At 52.0% G+C, this 16116-nt stretch carries 15 protein-coding genes and 1 tRNA gene; 5 read left to right on the forward strand and 11 right to left on the reverse strand.

Translation table 11 applies throughout. The features are described 5' to 3' along the window. Positions 1-12: 12 nt before the first annotated feature. Genes ACP9M6_RS10870 through ACP9M6_RS10890 form a run of 5 tightly spaced genes read right to left on the reverse strand, consistent with a single transcriptional unit; the run spans position 13 to position 5678 of the window. Positions 13-684 carry an HAD family hydrolase gene (locus ACP9M6_RS10870; RefSeq protein WP_427451027.1) on the reverse strand — a complete coding sequence of 224 codons (672 nt, stop codon included), beginning with the start codon at positions 682-684 and terminating at the stop codon, positions 13-15. Continuing rightward, positions 685-3189 carry a CDP-alcohol phosphatidyltransferase family protein gene (locus tag ACP9M6_RS10875; RefSeq protein ID WP_427451029.1) on the reverse strand — a complete coding sequence of 835 codons (2505 nt, stop codon included), beginning with the start codon at positions 3187-3189 and terminating at the stop codon, positions 685-687. After that, entirely contained in the window at positions 3189-3947 is a 759-nt protein-coding gene (locus ACP9M6_RS10880; protein ID WP_427451030.1) for a nucleotidyltransferase family protein, read from the reverse strand. The genes ACP9M6_RS10875 and ACP9M6_RS10880 overlap by 1 nt, the downstream gene beginning before the upstream one ends. Next, positions 3928-5082, reverse strand: coding sequence for a hypothetical protein (locus ACP9M6_RS10885; RefSeq protein WP_427451032.1), 1155 nt, complete (start codon positions 5080-5082; stop codon positions 3928-3930). The genes ACP9M6_RS10880 and ACP9M6_RS10885 overlap by 20 nt, the downstream gene beginning before the upstream one ends. Positions 5083-5129: 47 nt before the next feature. Continuing rightward, positions 5130-5678 (reverse strand): DUF2141 domain-containing protein, encoded by a 549-nt coding sequence (locus ACP9M6_RS10890; protein WP_427451034.1) that lies wholly within the window; start codon positions 5676-5678, stop codon positions 5130-5132. Between the two features lie 118 nt (positions 5679-5796). Here ACP9M6_RS10890 and ACP9M6_RS10895 point away from each other — a divergent pair, with 118 nt between their 5' ends. From ACP9M6_RS10895 to ACP9M6_RS10915, 5 genes are all read left to right on the forward strand, one after another. Then, the gene (locus tag ACP9M6_RS10895; RefSeq protein WP_427451036.1) at positions 5797-7032 is read left to right on the forward strand and encodes an LptF/LptG family permease; all 1236 of its coding nucleotides are present in this window, start codon (positions 5797-5799) and stop codon (positions 7030-7032) included. Further along, a complete protein-coding gene (locus ACP9M6_RS10900) occupies positions 7025-8104 on the forward strand; it encodes an LptF/LptG family permease (RefSeq protein WP_427451038.1) in 1080 nt (359 codons plus the stop codon). The genes ACP9M6_RS10895 and ACP9M6_RS10900 overlap by 8 nt, the downstream gene beginning before the upstream one ends. Before the next feature lie 35 nt (positions 8105-8139). Continuing rightward, a complete protein-coding gene (locus ACP9M6_RS10905; protein WP_427451040.1) occupies positions 8140-9012 on the forward strand; it encodes a diacylglycerol kinase family protein in 873 nt (290 codons plus the stop codon). Beyond that, a complete protein-coding gene (locus ACP9M6_RS10910) occupies positions 9013-9933 on the forward strand; it encodes a hypothetical protein (protein ID WP_427451042.1) in 921 nt (306 codons plus the stop codon). A gap of 92 nt (positions 9934-10025) precedes the next feature. Beyond that, entirely contained in the window at positions 10026-10229 is a 204-nt protein-coding gene (locus ACP9M6_RS10915) for a hypothetical protein (protein ID WP_427451043.1), read from the forward strand. 1 nt (position 10230) lies between these two features. Here ACP9M6_RS10915 and spt read toward each other — a convergent pair whose 3' ends face one another. From spt to ACP9M6_RS10945, 6 genes are all read right to left on the reverse strand, one after another. Continuing rightward, entirely contained in the window at positions 10231-11463 is a 1233-nt protein-coding gene (gene spt / locus ACP9M6_RS10920) for a serine palmitoyltransferase (protein WP_427451045.1), read from the reverse strand. Then, positions 11463-11711: a phosphopantetheine-binding protein gene (locus tag ACP9M6_RS10925; protein WP_427451047.1), complete on the reverse strand. Its 249-nt coding sequence runs from the start codon at positions 11709-11711 to the stop codon at positions 11463-11465. The genes spt and ACP9M6_RS10925 overlap by 1 nt, the downstream gene beginning before the upstream one ends. Before the next feature lie 71 nt (positions 11712-11782). Further along, positions 11783-13558: a fatty acyl-AMP ligase gene (locus ACP9M6_RS10930; protein ID WP_427451049.1), complete on the reverse strand. Its 1776-nt coding sequence runs from the start codon at positions 13556-13558 to the stop codon at positions 11783-11785. 351 nt (positions 13559-13909) lie between these two features. Next, positions 13910-13984: transfer RNA gene (locus tag ACP9M6_RS10935), tRNA-Val, on the reverse strand. A 59-nt stretch (positions 13985-14043) separates the two neighbouring features. Further along, entirely contained in the window at positions 14044-15084 is a 1041-nt protein-coding gene (locus ACP9M6_RS10940; RefSeq protein WP_427451051.1) for a Leu/Phe/Val dehydrogenase, read from the reverse strand. A gap of 2 nt (positions 15085-15086) precedes the next feature. Next, on the reverse strand, positions 15087-16070 hold the full coding sequence (locus ACP9M6_RS10945) for a nicotinate-nucleotide--dimethylbenzimidazole phosphoribosyltransferase (protein ID WP_427451053.1): 984 nt from the start codon (positions 16068-16070) through the stop codon (positions 15087-15089). Between the last annotated feature and the right edge of the window lie 46 nt (positions 16071-16116).

Genomic DNA, 16116 nt, shown 5'->3' on the forward strand with positions numbered 1-16116 from the left:
TCTTTGTCTTTTCTACTTAGACCAATCAACGGTTTCAAAACCATGAATGGCCGCCTCGCGAGTGAGTTTCGCATCAGCATTAACGGCCACGCCTTTGTCCGCAAATTTTAAAACGGGCAAGTCGGAATAACTGTCTGAGTACATAGTGATATGCGCTGCCTCACGTTGGAAATCATCAAATGTTTCCAAACGTTTCGCCAGCATGTCCAATTTTCCGGGGCCATAGCAATTCTCGGAGCCAAAATAACGGGCGCATTTCCCGTCTTTCCACGCGAGTTTTGTACAGATCACCTCGTCAATGCCCAAGCGTTTGGCGATGGCTTCAACAACAATATCGGCTCCGGCGGAAGCTATGATAATTTTATCCCCGGCTGCACGATGAATATCAAGCTGTCGGACAGCCCCGGGGCGGAGGCCATTTGCAATTTCGTTATCTGCAAACTTGTCGGCTAAAGCCTCCAAAACGTCACGGCTTTGCCCAGACAGACTCCACCGTAACATACCCCGTTTGACGGAAATGCGCTCCGTTGAACCGACCTTGTAAATCAACTGTCCAAATCCGGCTCGCGCCCATAATCCAACTAGTTTCCAAGGCATTCCTTTGACAGAAAGCGAGACATACCGCCCCCACGTCCCACGGGTCGTGATCGTCTCATCCAGATCAAAAATCGCGTAACACTTCACCTACGCGTCCATCCAGCTCGCGAGGGGGCGTTTGGCGAGAAGGCCCGCGATCAATGTACAGAAATTGGCGAAAATACAGATCCAAGTCCACGCCGCAATCAGGAGGAACGCCCAATAACCTGCACCCGCAAAGACCACTGTAAGCATTATCCCGATCATCATAATGAACGTATTCGGGTTTCTTCGTGCGATGAAGAACCGAAGACCGGAATTAAAACGCGTCCAGACGTGAATATGAAATCCGTGCTGGCGCATAAAGATACCTTCAATCACGCGGTCCACGACATAGCCCACCCAAATCGCAAGCAGCGCGATAAAGAGCGGGTCGGACATTTGATACGTTCCGCCCAAACCGATCATCCACGCCCAGTACCAGAAGGGTGGATGGACGAGATCAATCCCGTGGTCATAAATATTGCCCCAATAGGAATAGGTCATGGTCGTCCGCGCCAGCTTCCCATCAACCGTGTCCAAGAAGGTCATCGTCCAGCCACACAGGAAACCCAGCGCCCAGAATTCATTCCAGAAGAACCATGTCGCCGCCAGCATCAGGAAGAAACCAACAGTCGTCACCTGATTGGGAGAAAGGCGCAGCCAAGCGCAGAACCGCGTGACATAAAAAGCCGGAACCGGCCAAAACCACTTCGTCACGAAATCGGTAATGCCTTTGTAAGAGGACTTAAACTGACGCCGCATAATATCGAGGATAGGTGTCTCGTTCGTATCCAACACATAGGGCGCCTCCTGCTTGCGCAGGGATTTGATATAACCGTCATTCACGTCGGAGGGGGCCGCGACAACGAAGTCTTCCCCTGCAAGTGCGTCAACCGTATTGCCGATGAAGCGCTCTGCCTCTGCCTGCGTAGCTGTAGAGAGACTGACGATCACACCGTTCTCTACGAGGGCCGTTCGTTCCGTCTTCGCAAAAGACTTGGACAGTTCTGCGGACATAATCCAGTCGACATGGTGCCAAATGCCTTGATCATTCACCTCAAGTGGAAGCGTGACATCCGCACCCGCTTTCTTGAACGCCCTGACCTGCCATTCCTTCAGGGGCAACCCCCAAATCTTGGCATCGGTTTCACCGATCAGGCCGAATCCCGGCGCTGTATTTTCCATTGCTGTTTCCGCTCCATGTGTTCGGGCTACGACTTTATCTAAAGCTTGTTTGGCAAGGAAGAGCAGAAGCCCGACCGCCACAAGATTTCCGGCAATCGCCGCCCATCCCGGTGCCATATGACCGATTGTAAAACTCAGGATGAAAAACGAAACAATATAAACGAAAACCCCTGCCCCGCGCGCGTAAATCGCGCGTTCGGGATGATCCGTTGCATAAAGGACCGGGTAGAGAGGCGCCGCCATACCTAAGAGAGCTGCCGCAGGAACCAGTAAACTCGCAAGCGGCGCAGACTCGATATAATCCTGTGGTAGGAAAGACCCCAATAAACCACCCAAGAAGAGCCATATGAACAGGGAAACTGTGAGGCCGAAAACCAGTAATATAACGGCTGTTTTAATGACCAGCCGCCAAATCTTGGCCGCCTCTCCCATCGTGACCATTTTCGCCAATTCCGGATAAATAACTTGATCGAGGAGCTTAAACCCTTCGGAAAGAAGCTTCGCAATCTCTTCTGCAATGCGGTAAATCGAAACCCAACCCGCCCCGAACACTGCCATAACAAGCAGCACTGGAAGGTGAACATTTGAAGCGGCGAGTGTCGAGTCGATATTTGCCTTAATCACGAAGGGCCAAACGCCCTTGCGCGGATTCAGAATATTCGATTTCGCCCTTAGAACAGGTTTCAACAATCGCCGTTTCCGCAGCTCAATCGCGGCGAGAAGTGGCATCGTCAGATAATCTGCCAGTGAGCCGATGAACCAAGCAAGTAAGAAACCTTCCAGGCCCGCGCCTAATTGCGCAGCAATAACGACGCCGACAAAGCGAACCGCCGGCATAATAACGCCGTGCCACGCCAGAACGTCAAAACGGTCAAAAAGACGGAAGACACCTATCGATGTGCCGCGATGGCGCAGGAGTAGCAGTAAGGAGTAGAAAATAACAAGTGTCTGCAATGTGCGAATATCAACAGACTGCCCGTCACGCTGGAACAGAGCTGGGAAACTTTCCGCAATGAAAACAACAAGCCAGAAACAGCAGACAGCCCCGATAAAGGCGACGATCGCCGACAATATATCAAGCTTATAACCAAATTGCAGAAGCCGCGCGAGGCCCGTCGCATCATCATTTTTGACATCATCCATGCCAAACCGAATGATCGTTTGCCATGCCTGAAACGTCGCGAGTTGTGCGAAGAAAAGGTGATAGGCGTGAATAAAAAGGATAACACCCAAGGCCGCCACACTGAGGAATTTTGCCGCAATCAAAAGACTGCCAAGACCCAATAAGACTGACAGCACTTTTGAACCGACCATCAGCCCCGTATTGGCGGCGATACGCTTGCCGACGGAGTCAGTTGAAGCAACGGTCAGATTAGGCGATGTCATCACTGACGGTCTGCCAAAATCTGCTCAACCAGTTCGAGGTCGGACGGTTTATCAACGTCAATCGCAGCTTCGGCAAATGGGATCAGAACTGGGGCCGCCGTAATGCCGATGCGGCCTGCGGCATATTCAAAGGCGCCGCCCAAAGACAACCGCCCCGCCGCGAATTTGATCCCGATACCGACCCCGACTTTTTTGGCCAATTTGAGCGGGTTTTTGCGCAAATGCTGAACCGACTGCCAGAATGCGATGGCTTTTAGGCCGTCCTCATTCGCAATATAAAAGAGGTTGCACCCCGATACGGCGTAGTCAGAAAAGCGGAGATAGGTCCGTTTCGTCGTTGGATATTCAGCTTGAATAACCTCTTCTGTCGCGAGACCAACACAAATATCTGTCCCTTCGGCCACGGCTCCGGAAACAAACGCTTCAACCATTTCGGGTGCCAGAAGCGCATGATCACAAGTCGTCACAAGGCAGGGATAGGTATCAATGTCTTCTAACCCCAAAAGGACACTATCCGCAGGTCCCTCGCCGCTGGGCACTTCTGTCAAGTCACTGCCCGAATAGCCGGAGATATGAGGTGTCGGCATATTTGCGTCGGACAGCGCCGTACGAACACGGTCCAACATAGAAATGCCCGCCACAGAAATTTCCGCCTTGTGCGATACGCCCTTCGCCTCACAAAGCGGATCTACCACGCCTGCACGCTGCCCTGCCAAAATGAGAACGCTTGCGACCATGTCAGCCGATCCGTTTTTCATACATGCGGTAAGTTTTATAAGGCACGGCGCTGGCTTGCTCACAAATTGAAATCATGCCGTCATTATCCTCGAGAATCCAAGACAGCTCGCAATAGGTATAGCCCTTTTGGCGCGCGGCTTCGAACACAGTTTCGCACAGAGCTGCAACAAGTCCGAGCCCCTTGCGCGTGCCGTGATGTTTTGTACGGAGTCCCATCAGCGGCACCCGCGCCTGTTTCGCCTTCCCAGACTTTAGACGGTAAATAAGCTTGGCCCAATTGAACGGGAAGAGTTTCCCATCAAAGCCCTTTGCCAATTCGTTCAAGTCCGGAATCAGGCAGATAAAAGCGGCGGGCTCCCCGTCAATCTCGCCTATATAAAAACAATCCGAAGCAATGAGCGGTTTCATCTCTTTGGCGAGGTGCTGGATAGCGTCATCCGGGAATTCTAGGAATCCCCAATTATTGCCCCACGCATCGTTGAAGATGCTCATGGCCAATTCGATATCGCGCGTGAAATTCTTTGGATCGAGTTTCCGCCAGCTTACGGCTTTGGACTTGGTCGCATAATCAACCATCATGCGTGTCACTTTCGGGCGCGGATATCCGGCGTGTAAATCCGCTTGAAAGGCGTACATATCAATCGCTTTGGCATAACCAGCCGTCTCGACCATGTCTTGATAATAGGGTTTGCCATATGACATCAGGACGACATTGGGACTATCAAACCCTTCAACAAGGAGGCCGACCTCCTCATTCACGCCCCATTGCGCAGGGCCGACCAATCGCTTTCGGCCTTTGTCTTTGGCCCATTCATCGGCCCTATTGAGGAGCATTTTGCCGAGTTCCGGATCATTTTCGCAATCAAAATAGCCAAAAAAGGCTGTTTCAACATCGTGCTGTCGATCATGGGCGGGATTTGTAAAAACCGCAATCCGGCCAATAATCGCGTCTCCTCTAACCGCTAGAAATAACGAGCGGTCCAAGTCTTTCGCAGCTGGATTCTTTACAGGGTCTAGCTGCTCTTTGCGCTCCAACCTTAATGGCGGCGCCCAACTCGGATCCCCCCGATAAAGATCATAGGGCAAGTCTAGGAATTGCTGGACCTGCGCCTTTGTTTGAACGGAGACGATTTTGATGTCGGCATTGGTCGGCAATGCGATTCCCCCGCATCATTAAAAGTCCTGCAGGTATCGAATCCCTGTCAGGAAAGGTCAACCAGATGGATGTCGATGTCGACGCCCTCCATCGGGACGTCAAATCCTGTCTCAGAGAATTTTGGAAGCCTTAGGGATTTGATTTCAGGGTTGTTTGACAAACCATAAGGCTCTTTGGGCTTAAAATTCCAAGCCTTTTTCAACCGGCGATCTCCGTCCTTATCGTGATAGCCGACGAGTGCATACTCGCCGGGCAGAGGCAGATTGATACAGACTTTGACGGAACCGTCCTCTGCTGGAACACGAATACGGCGAAGTTTTCCTTTTTTCTTGAGAAAATCGCGCTCGCCAAACAGTTCTACCTTCACCATTCCAACTTTGGAGACATTGTGAATGGTGGCCCGAATCTGCAGAGCGCCCGGCACGCACGTGTCGGCTTTGTCTCGAGGATAGAGTTCTAAGCCGCGCTCCACACCTATTTCAGATAAGGTTTCTCGGAACTCATCATTGTCATCAGACCCATTATCCTGCGCGACCGCAAAACCGGCCGAGCCCATCATGCTCAAGATGACGAAAGCTTTAGACAGTTTTCTCATGTAGGCATTTGATTTCACGACGGTGTTTCCTTAAGCCTCACTGAACCCAAAAAAGGTCCTTAACAGCCATATGGGAAACGATTCCTCTGTCGTAAAGGCGTAATCACAGACCTGTCATATGGGCCGATTGAACCGATATATCCTGAAAAAAGCCTCGACAAGTGTCGGTGGGCTGGTCGTTTTCGCCTGTTGCGTTCTGCTAATGGAACGCCTGTTACGTATTTTCGAAATTGTTACAAATTCGACAAATCCTGCTTCTGACGCGACAAATATGATCGTGAACCTCCTGCCCTATTATCTCGGCATGGCGGTTCCGATGGCGTTGCTACTTGGCACAATCATCACGGTGGACCGCTTGTCAAAGTCGTCTGAATTGACCGCGGCTCTTGGTGCAGGCGTATCTCTTTTCCATATGACAAAGCCGTTCTTATGGCTCGCAATTTTCCTTGCAGGCCTGACCATGTTTATCGAAGGCTATATGCAGCCTGTTGGACGGTATAATTATCGCCAGGTTCTTCACGTCGTGAAACAGCAGAGTTTTACGGCGGCCTTACGAGAAGGCACGTTTACGGAAGTCTTAGACCGTACTTTTTTTGCGGGCACAGATTCGCCTGATGGCTCCATCGGACCAATCTTCATTTACGAAATGGTGGATGATGTGAACGCGAACGGAGAGCCCGTCAAAGGCTATCGCATTACAACGGCGGGCAAAGGCGAAATTACAATTCGCGATAAAGTCGATAATGCAAAAACAGGCGCACCCGTTTTGAACCTTGCAGAAGGGCGCGGTTTTCAAGTTTTGAATAGCACACTTTCGGGACAACTTGAATTCGGCGAGTTGACTGTTGCGGGCGCGACGAGTGAGACGGAATATCGCGTACGCGGTGATGATGAGCGGGAAATGACATCACTGGAGCTCTTTGCGAACCGTAAAGGTTCTGCTACCTCAAATATTGATCAAAACACAAATAACGCAGCGCTTCACCTTCGCGTTTCCAAAGCCGTCCTTCTGATTTTACTTCCCTTCATCGCCGTGCCCTTCGGCCTGAACTACGGCCGAAACCCCTCCTCTGCCGGAATTTTTGTTGGCGTGGTCTTTCTGGTCTCACTTCAAAAAGCACTGGAATTTGGACAGTCATTGGGGGCGGCTGGAAAAATCCCGCCTTGGCTCGGCATTTGGGGGATTATTGGTGTCGTCGCGATCTTCGCCTTCTTCCTGTTTTGGAAAAGCGCCTATAAAATGGGTCAGCCGCCTCTCACCTCATTCTCGCATTGGGTGGGACACATCAAAGGCGAGCTGCTTGGTGCGCTTAAGAAACTGACCCGCGACCGAAGGATCCCACAGGATGTATAGGTTTGGCCTCTACATATCGAAGACTTTTCTCTTCACATGGCTGACCGTCGTCTTTGGGTTTCTAACATTGATCGGCCTGCTCGACAGTCTCGCGAATGGCGGAGATATTGTCGCCGATGGCAGTGGTTTTGCAGGAACGTTCAAATATATGTTTCTGCGCGCCCCTGTGATTTTTGACCGTATCTTTGTCTTCACCCTCGTCGTCGCAATCCTATTGACCTTCGTTAAACTCATCCGGCAACATGAGTTGGTTGCCCTGCTTGGCTTTGGCATATCCGCCACAAAGCAAGTCTGGCTGATGACGCCCGCCGTTGTCGGTGCGGCTATCATGTCGGTCATCTTTATCGACCTCGCCATGGCCCCCGCCGTTCGTTCATTACAAGCTTGGGGGATTGGCGAATATAAGGTGAAAAATATAACGGCGGAAAACCCGCTCTGGCTGGAAGATCGTGGTCGTATCGTGCGGGCCACAGACCGCCTTGGTTATAATAGTCTTGGTAATCTCAAGTTCTTCTTCCGAAGCGAAACCGGAGAAGTCGAACGCATTTGGCATGCCGAAAAGGCGGATTATCAAGACCCCAACTGGCTGTTGACTAATGTCGAGCAACTGGATGTCAAAGACGCGGACGGGGAGTCGCGAGAGCTTCGACCCGTCGCAGGAACGCGGGTTTGGGAAACGCGACAAACACCCACATCAATCGCCCGCCTCGCCGCAGAGCCGCGGGACCTCTCATTGTCCGAAATGCGGAATTTCTCCAAACGCGGCAATAGCGGGTCAAAACCAAGCTTTGCTTATAAATTCTGGCACGCACACCGTCTCACACGTCCCCTCGCCGCTTTCATATTGCTCATTGCCTGTGCTGCTCTCATGCAGCGGACAGGCCGTGAAGATACGGGCGACAAGACACTCATCATCGGCATTACGATGGGTTTTGTATTCCTCATCATTGACGGCGCGATGGCGACCTTTGCGGCGTCGGGCGGGATGGGTGTCCTACCCGCGATTGCGATACCACTGCTTCTCTTTGGAGTTACGGGCGCATATCTTCTGTTGAAAACAGAAAGTCTGTAAACTTCGCTATGAGACGGCTCTTCATAGTCAATTCTTTGTCAGAGCGCGTCGCACGTAAGGGCTCCGTTCTGCATGAACTCTACGGCGATACAGACGATATTTTTTATCTGGATCCTTTCGACTACCTCCCATCCACTGTTGAGAGAGCAGCGATAGACAAGGTCGAACATGTCATCATTGAAGGCGGAGACGGGACTGTTCAGGGCGTCATATCCGAATTTCTCCGACAAGAAGACAGGTTCGCAAATTTTCCAAAATTCTCCATCATCCCGGGTGGCATGACAAACCAGGTTGCCAAGAATATAGGTTTTGCGTCGGCGAGCCCACATAGAGTTAAAACAAAACTCGCGTCAGAACTCTCACCAACTAACAACCCACTTCTCATCGCGTCTGAACTGGACGGCCCTGATTATTCCGGTTTTCTCTTCTCGACTGGCGCGATTCCGCAGATCACACGCTATACGACCGGCCAATTGCACCGCAAAGGGATTGGCGGATCATTGGCCGTGTTTGGCGGTATTCTCAAAGGTATTCGTGGCGACGACGCGACGCTGATGCAACTGACGTCTGTTCATCTTGATGATCTCTATGAAGGTGAACATCTGGGCACAGTTATCACGACCCTTCCCGGTCTCATCTTGGGTCTCGACCCGTTTTGGGGAGAAGAAGAGGCTCCGCTTCGCCTGACTTGGGTGACGTCAGGTTATAAAAAACTGGGCCGCAATATTCTTGGCTTATGGCTGGGTCGCAAATCAGTTGATCGCCGCAAAGACGGCATCTTCTCAGTCTGTCGTAACGAAATTAATTACAGCTATTCCGGCCCCGTCGTGTTGGACGGCGAATTTCTTTCATTCCCGTCAGGCAAATTTACTGTCCGCGCCAGCCGTCCTGTGACATTCCTACGATAGATGAGCACGGTTCTGGATATCATAAAGGGTGAAACACTCGACCCGCCGGCGCGCGTCACTGCTGTTATGGACGCGATTCGCGCCCGTCACACCGATCGTGTTCAGGCCATGGTGTATTATGGCAGCTCATTACGAGAGCTGGATAACTCGGAAAAAATGCTCGATTTCTATGTGCTAGTAGATAGCTACCGTAAAACCCATGGTACCGGACCACGCGCCCTCATAAATCGCCTCATACCTCCCGCCGTTTATTACCTCGAAAGAGAGAATGAGGACGGCACGCTAAGCACATGCAAATATTCAATTTTAAGCCTGTCGGAATTTGAAAGGCGCTGTAGTTCCAAGGCCTTCCTCTCACAGGTATGGGGACGCTTTTCGCAACCCTGCGCAGTCCTCTGGTCTAAGGAAGAGACCGTCTTGGATCGTGTCTGGGCGGGACGCGTTAAAGCTGTTGAAACGATGGCAGCGGAAACAGCGCCACTTCTCGAAGGACGCGCAACTGCCGCAGTATTTTGGGGGCGCGGATTTTACGAGAGCTACCAAACTGAGCTTCGCCCCGAAAGCTCTACCGGACGCGCAGAGGAAATCGTCGCCCGATTTGCGGAACGCTATGAAGCGATCACGACAGCTCTTTACGGCGCACCGGATGAAAACGGTAATTATGAAATTCCGCAGAAACCTATCGGAAAAGCCAAGCGCAGATGGTTCTTGCGACGTCTCTTAGGCAAGCCTGCCGCCGCGATCCGCGTGCTGCTCGGAGCAGCGACATTTGATGGTGGGATTGATTATGTCGCCCGAAAGGTAGAGAATCACTCCGGAGTCAAATTGGACCCCACACCTGCGCAACGTCGTCATCCGGTGCTACATTCACCGTTTTTGTTCTGGAAACTATGGCGAAAAGGCGCTTTTCGGGCAAATTAGGCGAAAATGTGACAATATTGAGGCGCGTCTTTATTGAAACTTCATTTTCATATGCCTAGCCTTGACATATCCGGGGCGCCCTGGAGACGCCGATGAGAGACTTTACCAGTTACGCCAATCATATCACCTTAACGGTGTTGATTTCAGTCCTATTAATCGGGTCATGGATAGCTGGGCAAACATCTCGTGCTGGTGGAGATACCGACACAATCCTCATTGCAACATTTATGTTATTAATCCCTTGCGCATTAGCAGCGCTTTATCTGCAAACCCGCGCAGAAGAAGAAGAGGGCTAACCTATTCCGCGGCCTGCATCCGGATCATCATACCGGACATAATTTCGGCCTGACTGGCCTTCATTCGCCCAAATGCATCAATGATAATATTCACATCGCTTTCCGTATGCGCCGCAGAGAGTGAGATACGGAGCAAAGACGAGCTCTGCGGTGTTCCGGGTGGAACAGCGAGGTTCACGTAAACGCCGTTTTCCATCAGCCAATTCCATTCCATCGCTGCAATGCCTTCATTAGGACGACGCACAGCGATGACGGGACTCGGGTCAGCGCAGAGGTCGAAATCCAAAGCCTTCAACCCGGCATGAAGCTGTTGCGCCCGCGCTTTCAAATTCTCGCGCAAGTACCCACCCGTCTTGACCTTCTCAACGGCGACACGCGCCGCGCAAATATTGGCGGGCGTGGCAGACGCCGTAAACATATAGGGGCGCATAACTTTGCGTGTAATTTCAAATTGAGGATGTTTGGACGCACAAAATCCACCGACAGAAGCAAGGGATTTTGAGAATGTGCCCGATATAAAGTCAACCTGATCCAAAACGCCCTGCTCTTCCGCAATGCCGCAGCCAGTGGGGCCGAACACACCGTAGGAATGCGCTTCATCGATAAAGAGATAGCCGCCATGACGGTGCGTCACATCGAGAAATTCATCCACGGGCGCAATATCACCGAACATGGAATACATACCTTCAATCACAACAAGGGCATTGCCGCCCTCAATCTCACCTTGTCGGCGGAGACGTTTATCCAGATCTTCCGGGTTATTATGGCGGAAACGAATGGTCGACGCATTGGTCAGGCGCGATCCATCAATGATACAGGCATGCGCATCTGCATCCATAAAGATGACATCTTTATCACCGGCCAGCCCCGAAATCGCGGCAAGGTTCGTCTGATAGCCCGTCGTAAACACGATACAGGACGGCATTCCGAAATGTTCTGCCAAGGCCTGTTCCAAATCTGTGTGTTCTGCATATGTTCCGTTTGCAACGCGGGATCCCGTCGTACCCGTACCGTGATCATCAACAGCAGTTTTCGCGGCGGCGCGACAATCCTCATCGAATGTCAGGCCGAGATAGTTATTCGTACCAGCCAGAAGAATTTCGCGGTTACCGATACGCCCGCGGGTCGCGGACAAAATATCATCGAATTTCACGCCCAGCGCATCGGCGCCGATCTTCATCATCATATCAACGCGCGTTTGAAGCGGTGCGTATTTGTCAAACAAAGCCGTCATCAGGACATCAATCCTTTTGCGGCCAGTGAAAGTTCGCCAACGGTTTTAATGTCGGACACCATCTCCATCGGAATTGAGATATCGTAATGATCTTCCAACTCCATAATAAAATCGAAAACGGCCACCGAATCGACCTCCAGATCCGACATAATGCCAGAAGACCGCTCAATCGGCAGGCCCTTGGGATTATACGGCTTCAAAAGCTCACAAATCTTATCGTAAATCTCTGACTCAGTGGGGGCGGTCATGGCAGTCTTTCATTTCAAACGTGCTCGTCGCTATCAAAGACAGCGCACGGCGTAAAGCCGTGCCCTCAGACCTATTTTGACGCGCTATCTGCAACAACTCTTAAAGTTTCATCCGATTGCAAGTCGATGATCGCGCCTTCGAGGAACTTTGCCTTCACACGGGCACGGGAAAGCTTGCCGGAGCTGGTGATAATCATCGTTGATTTTGGCACCAACATCAGGCGGACGGGCACACCAACCTCCAGGCGAATCGCCGCCGTGACAGCCGTATAAATTTCTTCCAATAGCTTCGGGTTACGCGTTCGACATTCAAGCAATAGCATAATGTCTTTTTCATCACCCGCACCCCCAATGGCAAACGCACAGGCCCGACCACACCGATGTGGCGCGGCAGCTTGTGCGGCCCATTCAATATCCTGTGGCCAAATATTCCGGCCATGCCAGAGAATCAGGTCCTTAAAACGTCCTGTGACAACCAATTGGCCTTCATGCCAATATCCGGCATCGCCTGTGTCCAACCACCCGTCTTTTGAGAAAGAAGCTTCCGTCGCCTGCGTATTTCGGAAATAGCCGGGAGACACGGACGGTCCACGGAGACAAACACGGCCAACTTGCTTTTCAGACAAAACGTTATCGTCAAAATCACGAATTTCGATTTCATGATCCGGTAGGACATGTCCGCAAGCCACAAAAGACCGTCGGCTTTCCTCGCGCGTGACCTCAGACGCTTCAACAGCCTCAGACGTACGCGCGTAGCGCTCCATATCGATTGTGTGTGTCTTTAGCCCCTGCCCCAATGGCGCAAAAGTTGCGGCCAATGTTGTTTCTGCCAAACCGTATGACGGTGTAAAAACGCCCTGCCCAAAACCCATATCTGCGAATAGGTTTTGAAAATCTGTCAGAGGTTCAGGACGCACCATATCACCGCCAATCCCGGCCACACGCCAACTCGACAAATCAAGCTCACGATCTTCACGCCAACGCCGCACGCAGAGTTCGTAGCCAAATGTGGGTGAGTAAGAGAGCGTGCCCTTATGATCAGAGATCAATTGCAGCCATGTAATAGGCCGGCGCGTAAAGTCCTGTGGATCAATGTAATCAACGGACATTTGTGCCGTCATCGGCGCGATCAAAAACCCGATCAAACCCATATCATGATAGAGCGGGAGCCAAGAGGTCCCCCGGTCTGTCTCGGTCATTTTCATACCGTGTTTCGTAATCGCCAAGCAATTGGCACAGACGGATTTCTGCGTTCCAATAATACCCTTTGGCGAAGAAGAGGAACCAGAAGAATATTGAATATAACAGAGATCATCCTTACCAAATGGTCGCAAAACATCTCCCTTTGGCAAATTCCCAACAGCCTCAAATGTCATCACTGGAATCGCCTGATCATTTAAGGCCGAACGCATAATGCCGTCCATTGATTCCGGGCATAAAAGTGCGTGAAAATCACCCGTATCAGCCATCCGTTGCAATTGCCGTTCATACGAACTCCGCCCGCCCAGCGTAACAGGCAGCGGTACAGGGGCAGCGACAAGACCTGCATATTGGCAGGCGAAAAACATAACCGCGAATTCGGGAGTCGAAACGGCCGCAATTCCAATACGTGAATTTTTCTTGGCGAATGGAACAAGGCGCTTTGCCATCTCAATAGCTTGGCTATGAAGATCAGCATAAGAAAGCGCCGCCTTTGGACGTGCTTTACCATCGAAATATGACAGTCCCGTCTTTGCTGTTGCGGCATAGTCGAGTGCATCACACAGGGTTTCAAAATCGCCATGTCGAATGGGGACACCCCGTTCAGTCGGCAGAACCTGGATGGTTTCGGCTTCAGTCATACTCATATCTCGCTCAGTCACGTCGACTTGACGTACTTTTACAAAAACAGGGTCAATAGGACGTTAACCCTATTTGTAAATGCCCCCGAACATACATCCCACAACTCAAAACGCATATCATATAAGATGAAATATGAGTCTCACGCGATGTTACGCAATGTGACAGTTCTGTTGCAGTTTATGACAGTGAAGTCGAGTCTAGGGTATCTGCGCAACTAACTGAAAAATCATTACATCAATCGCAATTGATTTACCTACGCTAGCGCTACAGCGAGATAGCCTTAACCGTTATACTTGAGAGAGATTAGATGTAACGGTCTGACATACCAAACCAAAGCTCCCATCAGGATCTAAGACTGGTGGGCGATACTGGGATTGAACCAGTGACCCCTGCCGTGTGAAGGCAGTGCTCTCCCGCTGAGCTAATCGCCCGTCAGTTCTGACGCGAAAGGCCTCTTAAGGGCTGGGGCTGGACTGTCAACCATTTGGCCTCAGTCGGATAATCCGAGTCGAGCTCTCGCCATGGAGTCGGCAACGACGGTCGTCGCAACCTGATGTTCTGCCGCCTCATCGAAAATCGATTTCAATGTTGTTTCAAGACCTTCCAGCTTTCCCCTCACCCAATTCGGGTCATAGGTGCCACTGACTTCTGCGGCGACATTGATTATGCCGCCTGCATTGATGACGTAATCCGGCGCATAGAGAATGCCGCGTTGCCGGCACGCCTCCCCCATCTCCGGCGTGGCGAGTTGATTATTGGCCGCGCCGGCAATGATACCCGCCCGGATATGCGGGAGAGTTTTTTCCGACACCGCGCCGCCCAAGGCGCAGGGGGCGTAGATATCGACGGTTTCTTTATGAATGTCCTGCGGGTCAACGAGCATAGCACCCAGCTCATCTTGCGCCTTATCCAAAACAGCGCGGTTGATATCTGTCACGACAAGTTGACAGCCCGCGCCGTGGAGATGCTCACAAAGCGCATAGCCAACGTGACCGAGCCCCTGCACGGCAACGCGAAGGCCTCTTAAAGATTCGAGACCAAATTTGTGGCGCACCGCAACCTTTATGCCGCGAAACACACCTTCTGCGGTGACTGGGGACGGGTCACCCGAAGCCGCGGGCCCGGTATCAAGACCAGCCACATAATCCGTTTGCGTCTTAATTATCCGCATATCATCCGGAGACACGCCTACATCTTCCGCTGTGATATAAGCACCACCAACGGCCTCGACGGCCCGACCATAAGCGGCGAATAAGGCGTCCCGATCAAACATGGTTTCCGGGCGCAAAATCACGGCTTTTCCGCCGCCTAATTCCAATCCCGCCATCGCATTTTTATAGCTCATAGCTTTTGACAGACGGAGCGCATCCGTCAGGGCGTCATCCTGATTGATGTAAGACCAGAGCCGCGTACCACCCGCAGACGGACCGAGCGTCGTATTGTGCACGGCGATGATAGCGCGCAATCCTGTTGCCTTATCGGTGAAGACATGCACGCCTTCATGGTCATCATAATCGGGATGGTCGAACATGGTCAGCCGTCTTTCAATGTGGTCAGGCCTGCCGCAGCCGTCTTAAGGAGGGAAAGCGCCATCGCGCCACCTGTACCATCACCAATGTTTATGCCGAGGTCCAAAATTGGCGACAGTTGCAGACGCGAGAGCAAGGCATCATGGGCAGGTTCGGCAGAGCAATGCGACGCGATACAATGGGCGACAGATTTTGGGTCAATTGCGTGAAGAACTGCCGCCGCCGCACAACTGACATAGCCGTCCAGTAGAACGGGTATGCGCTGATGTCCCGCCGCCAGAATCGCGCCGATCATCCCCGCAATATCACGCCCGCCAAAGATACGAAGCGTATCGAGTGGATCATCAAGATGGCCGCTATGCGCCTCTATTCCGGCTTCCACCGAAGAAATACGCGCCTTCGCCGCCTGTCCACCGGCCCAGTAATTAGCCGCACCCCCATAGAGAGACATTGCGATTCCGGCGGCTGCCGTCGCTGCGCCGTACCCTGCATTGCCCAATATAATGACGTCCGCGCCTTCGGCGACGACTTCCATTCCGAAAGCAATTGCGGCGGCGCAATCCCGTTCTGACAAGCTGGGCTCACGTGTGAAATCCGCGCTCGGATATTCTAAACCGAATTCGTAGACTTTGAACGCCGCGCCCAAATCGGATGACATGCCGCGAACGGCCGCCGCACCTTCGGTCAAGCTTACGACACGGGCTTTTGAGGCTTCGATGATATCCGCATCTGACATTTGCGACGCCACGCCATGTGTTCCCGCAAAGACGGCGATGAGCGGTCTGGACAGGCGGGGTAGCTGTCCGCCCTGAATGCGGGCAATCTCCGTCAAGGCCCCCTCCAAAGTGCCGAGTGGACGCAAACCCCGCCCTAATGTCTTGAAGATTGCGCCGAGATCATCGGCCGACACACCGTCCACGGGCGGCATTGACCGCACGAGGTCGCGGATATCGTCAAAAGGACGGCCCTGTTTGTTAGCTTCGGTCATGTCTGTCTCGCGTGAATCACTTTGTTAACTGTGAATTCAATACGTC

The organism is Litorimonas sp. WD9-15, assembly GCF_050271975.1.
Taxonomy (GTDB): domain Bacteria; phylum Pseudomonadota; class Alphaproteobacteria; order Caulobacterales; family Maricaulaceae; genus Litorimonas.

Bases quoted from the DNA above. Each gene is read 5' to 3' on its own strand.
- ACP9M6_RS10915 (WP_427451043.1), top strand. From the start codon at position 10,026: ATGAGAGACTTTACCAGTTACGCCAATCATATCACCTTAACGGTGTTG.
- ACP9M6_RS10945 (WP_427451053.1), bottom strand. From the start codon at position 16,070: ATGACCGAAGCTAACAAACAGGGCCGTCCTTTTGACGATATCCGCGAC.
- ACP9M6_RS10880 (WP_427451030.1), bottom strand. From the start codon at position 3,947: ATGAAAAACGGATCGGCTGACATGGTCGCAAGCGTTCTCATTTTGGCA.
- ACP9M6_RS10925 (WP_427451047.1), bottom strand. From the start codon at position 11,711: ATGACCGCCCCCACTGAGTCAGAGATTTACGATAAGATTTGTGAGCTT.
- ACP9M6_RS10890 (WP_427451034.1), bottom strand. From the start codon at position 5,678: ATGAGAAAACTGTCTAAAGCTTTCGTCATCTTGAGCATGATGGGCTCG.
- ACP9M6_RS10910 (WP_427451042.1), top strand. From the start codon at position 9,013: ATGAGCACGGTTCTGGATATCATAAAGGGTGAAACACTCGACCCGCCG.
- ACP9M6_RS10875 (WP_427451029.1), bottom strand. From the start codon at position 3,189: ATGACATCGCCTAATCTGACCGTTGCTTCAACTGACTCCGTCGGCAAG.
- ACP9M6_RS10895 (WP_427451036.1), top strand. From the start codon at position 5,797: ATGGGCCGATTGAACCGATATATCCTGAAAAAAGCCTCGACAAGTGTC.
- spt (WP_427451045.1), bottom strand. From the start codon at position 11,463: ATGACGGCTTTGTTTGACAAATACGCACCGCTTCAAACGCGCGTTGAT.
- ACP9M6_RS10940 (WP_427451051.1), bottom strand. From the start codon at position 15,084: ATGTTCGACCATCCCGATTATGATGACCATGAAGGCGTGCATGTCTTC.
- ACP9M6_RS10930 (WP_427451049.1), bottom strand. From the start codon at position 13,558: ATGAGTATGACTGAAGCCGAAACCATCCAGGTTCTGCCGACTGAACGG.
- ACP9M6_RS10900 (WP_427451038.1), top strand. From the start codon at position 7,025: ATGTATAGGTTTGGCCTCTACATATCGAAGACTTTTCTCTTCACATGG.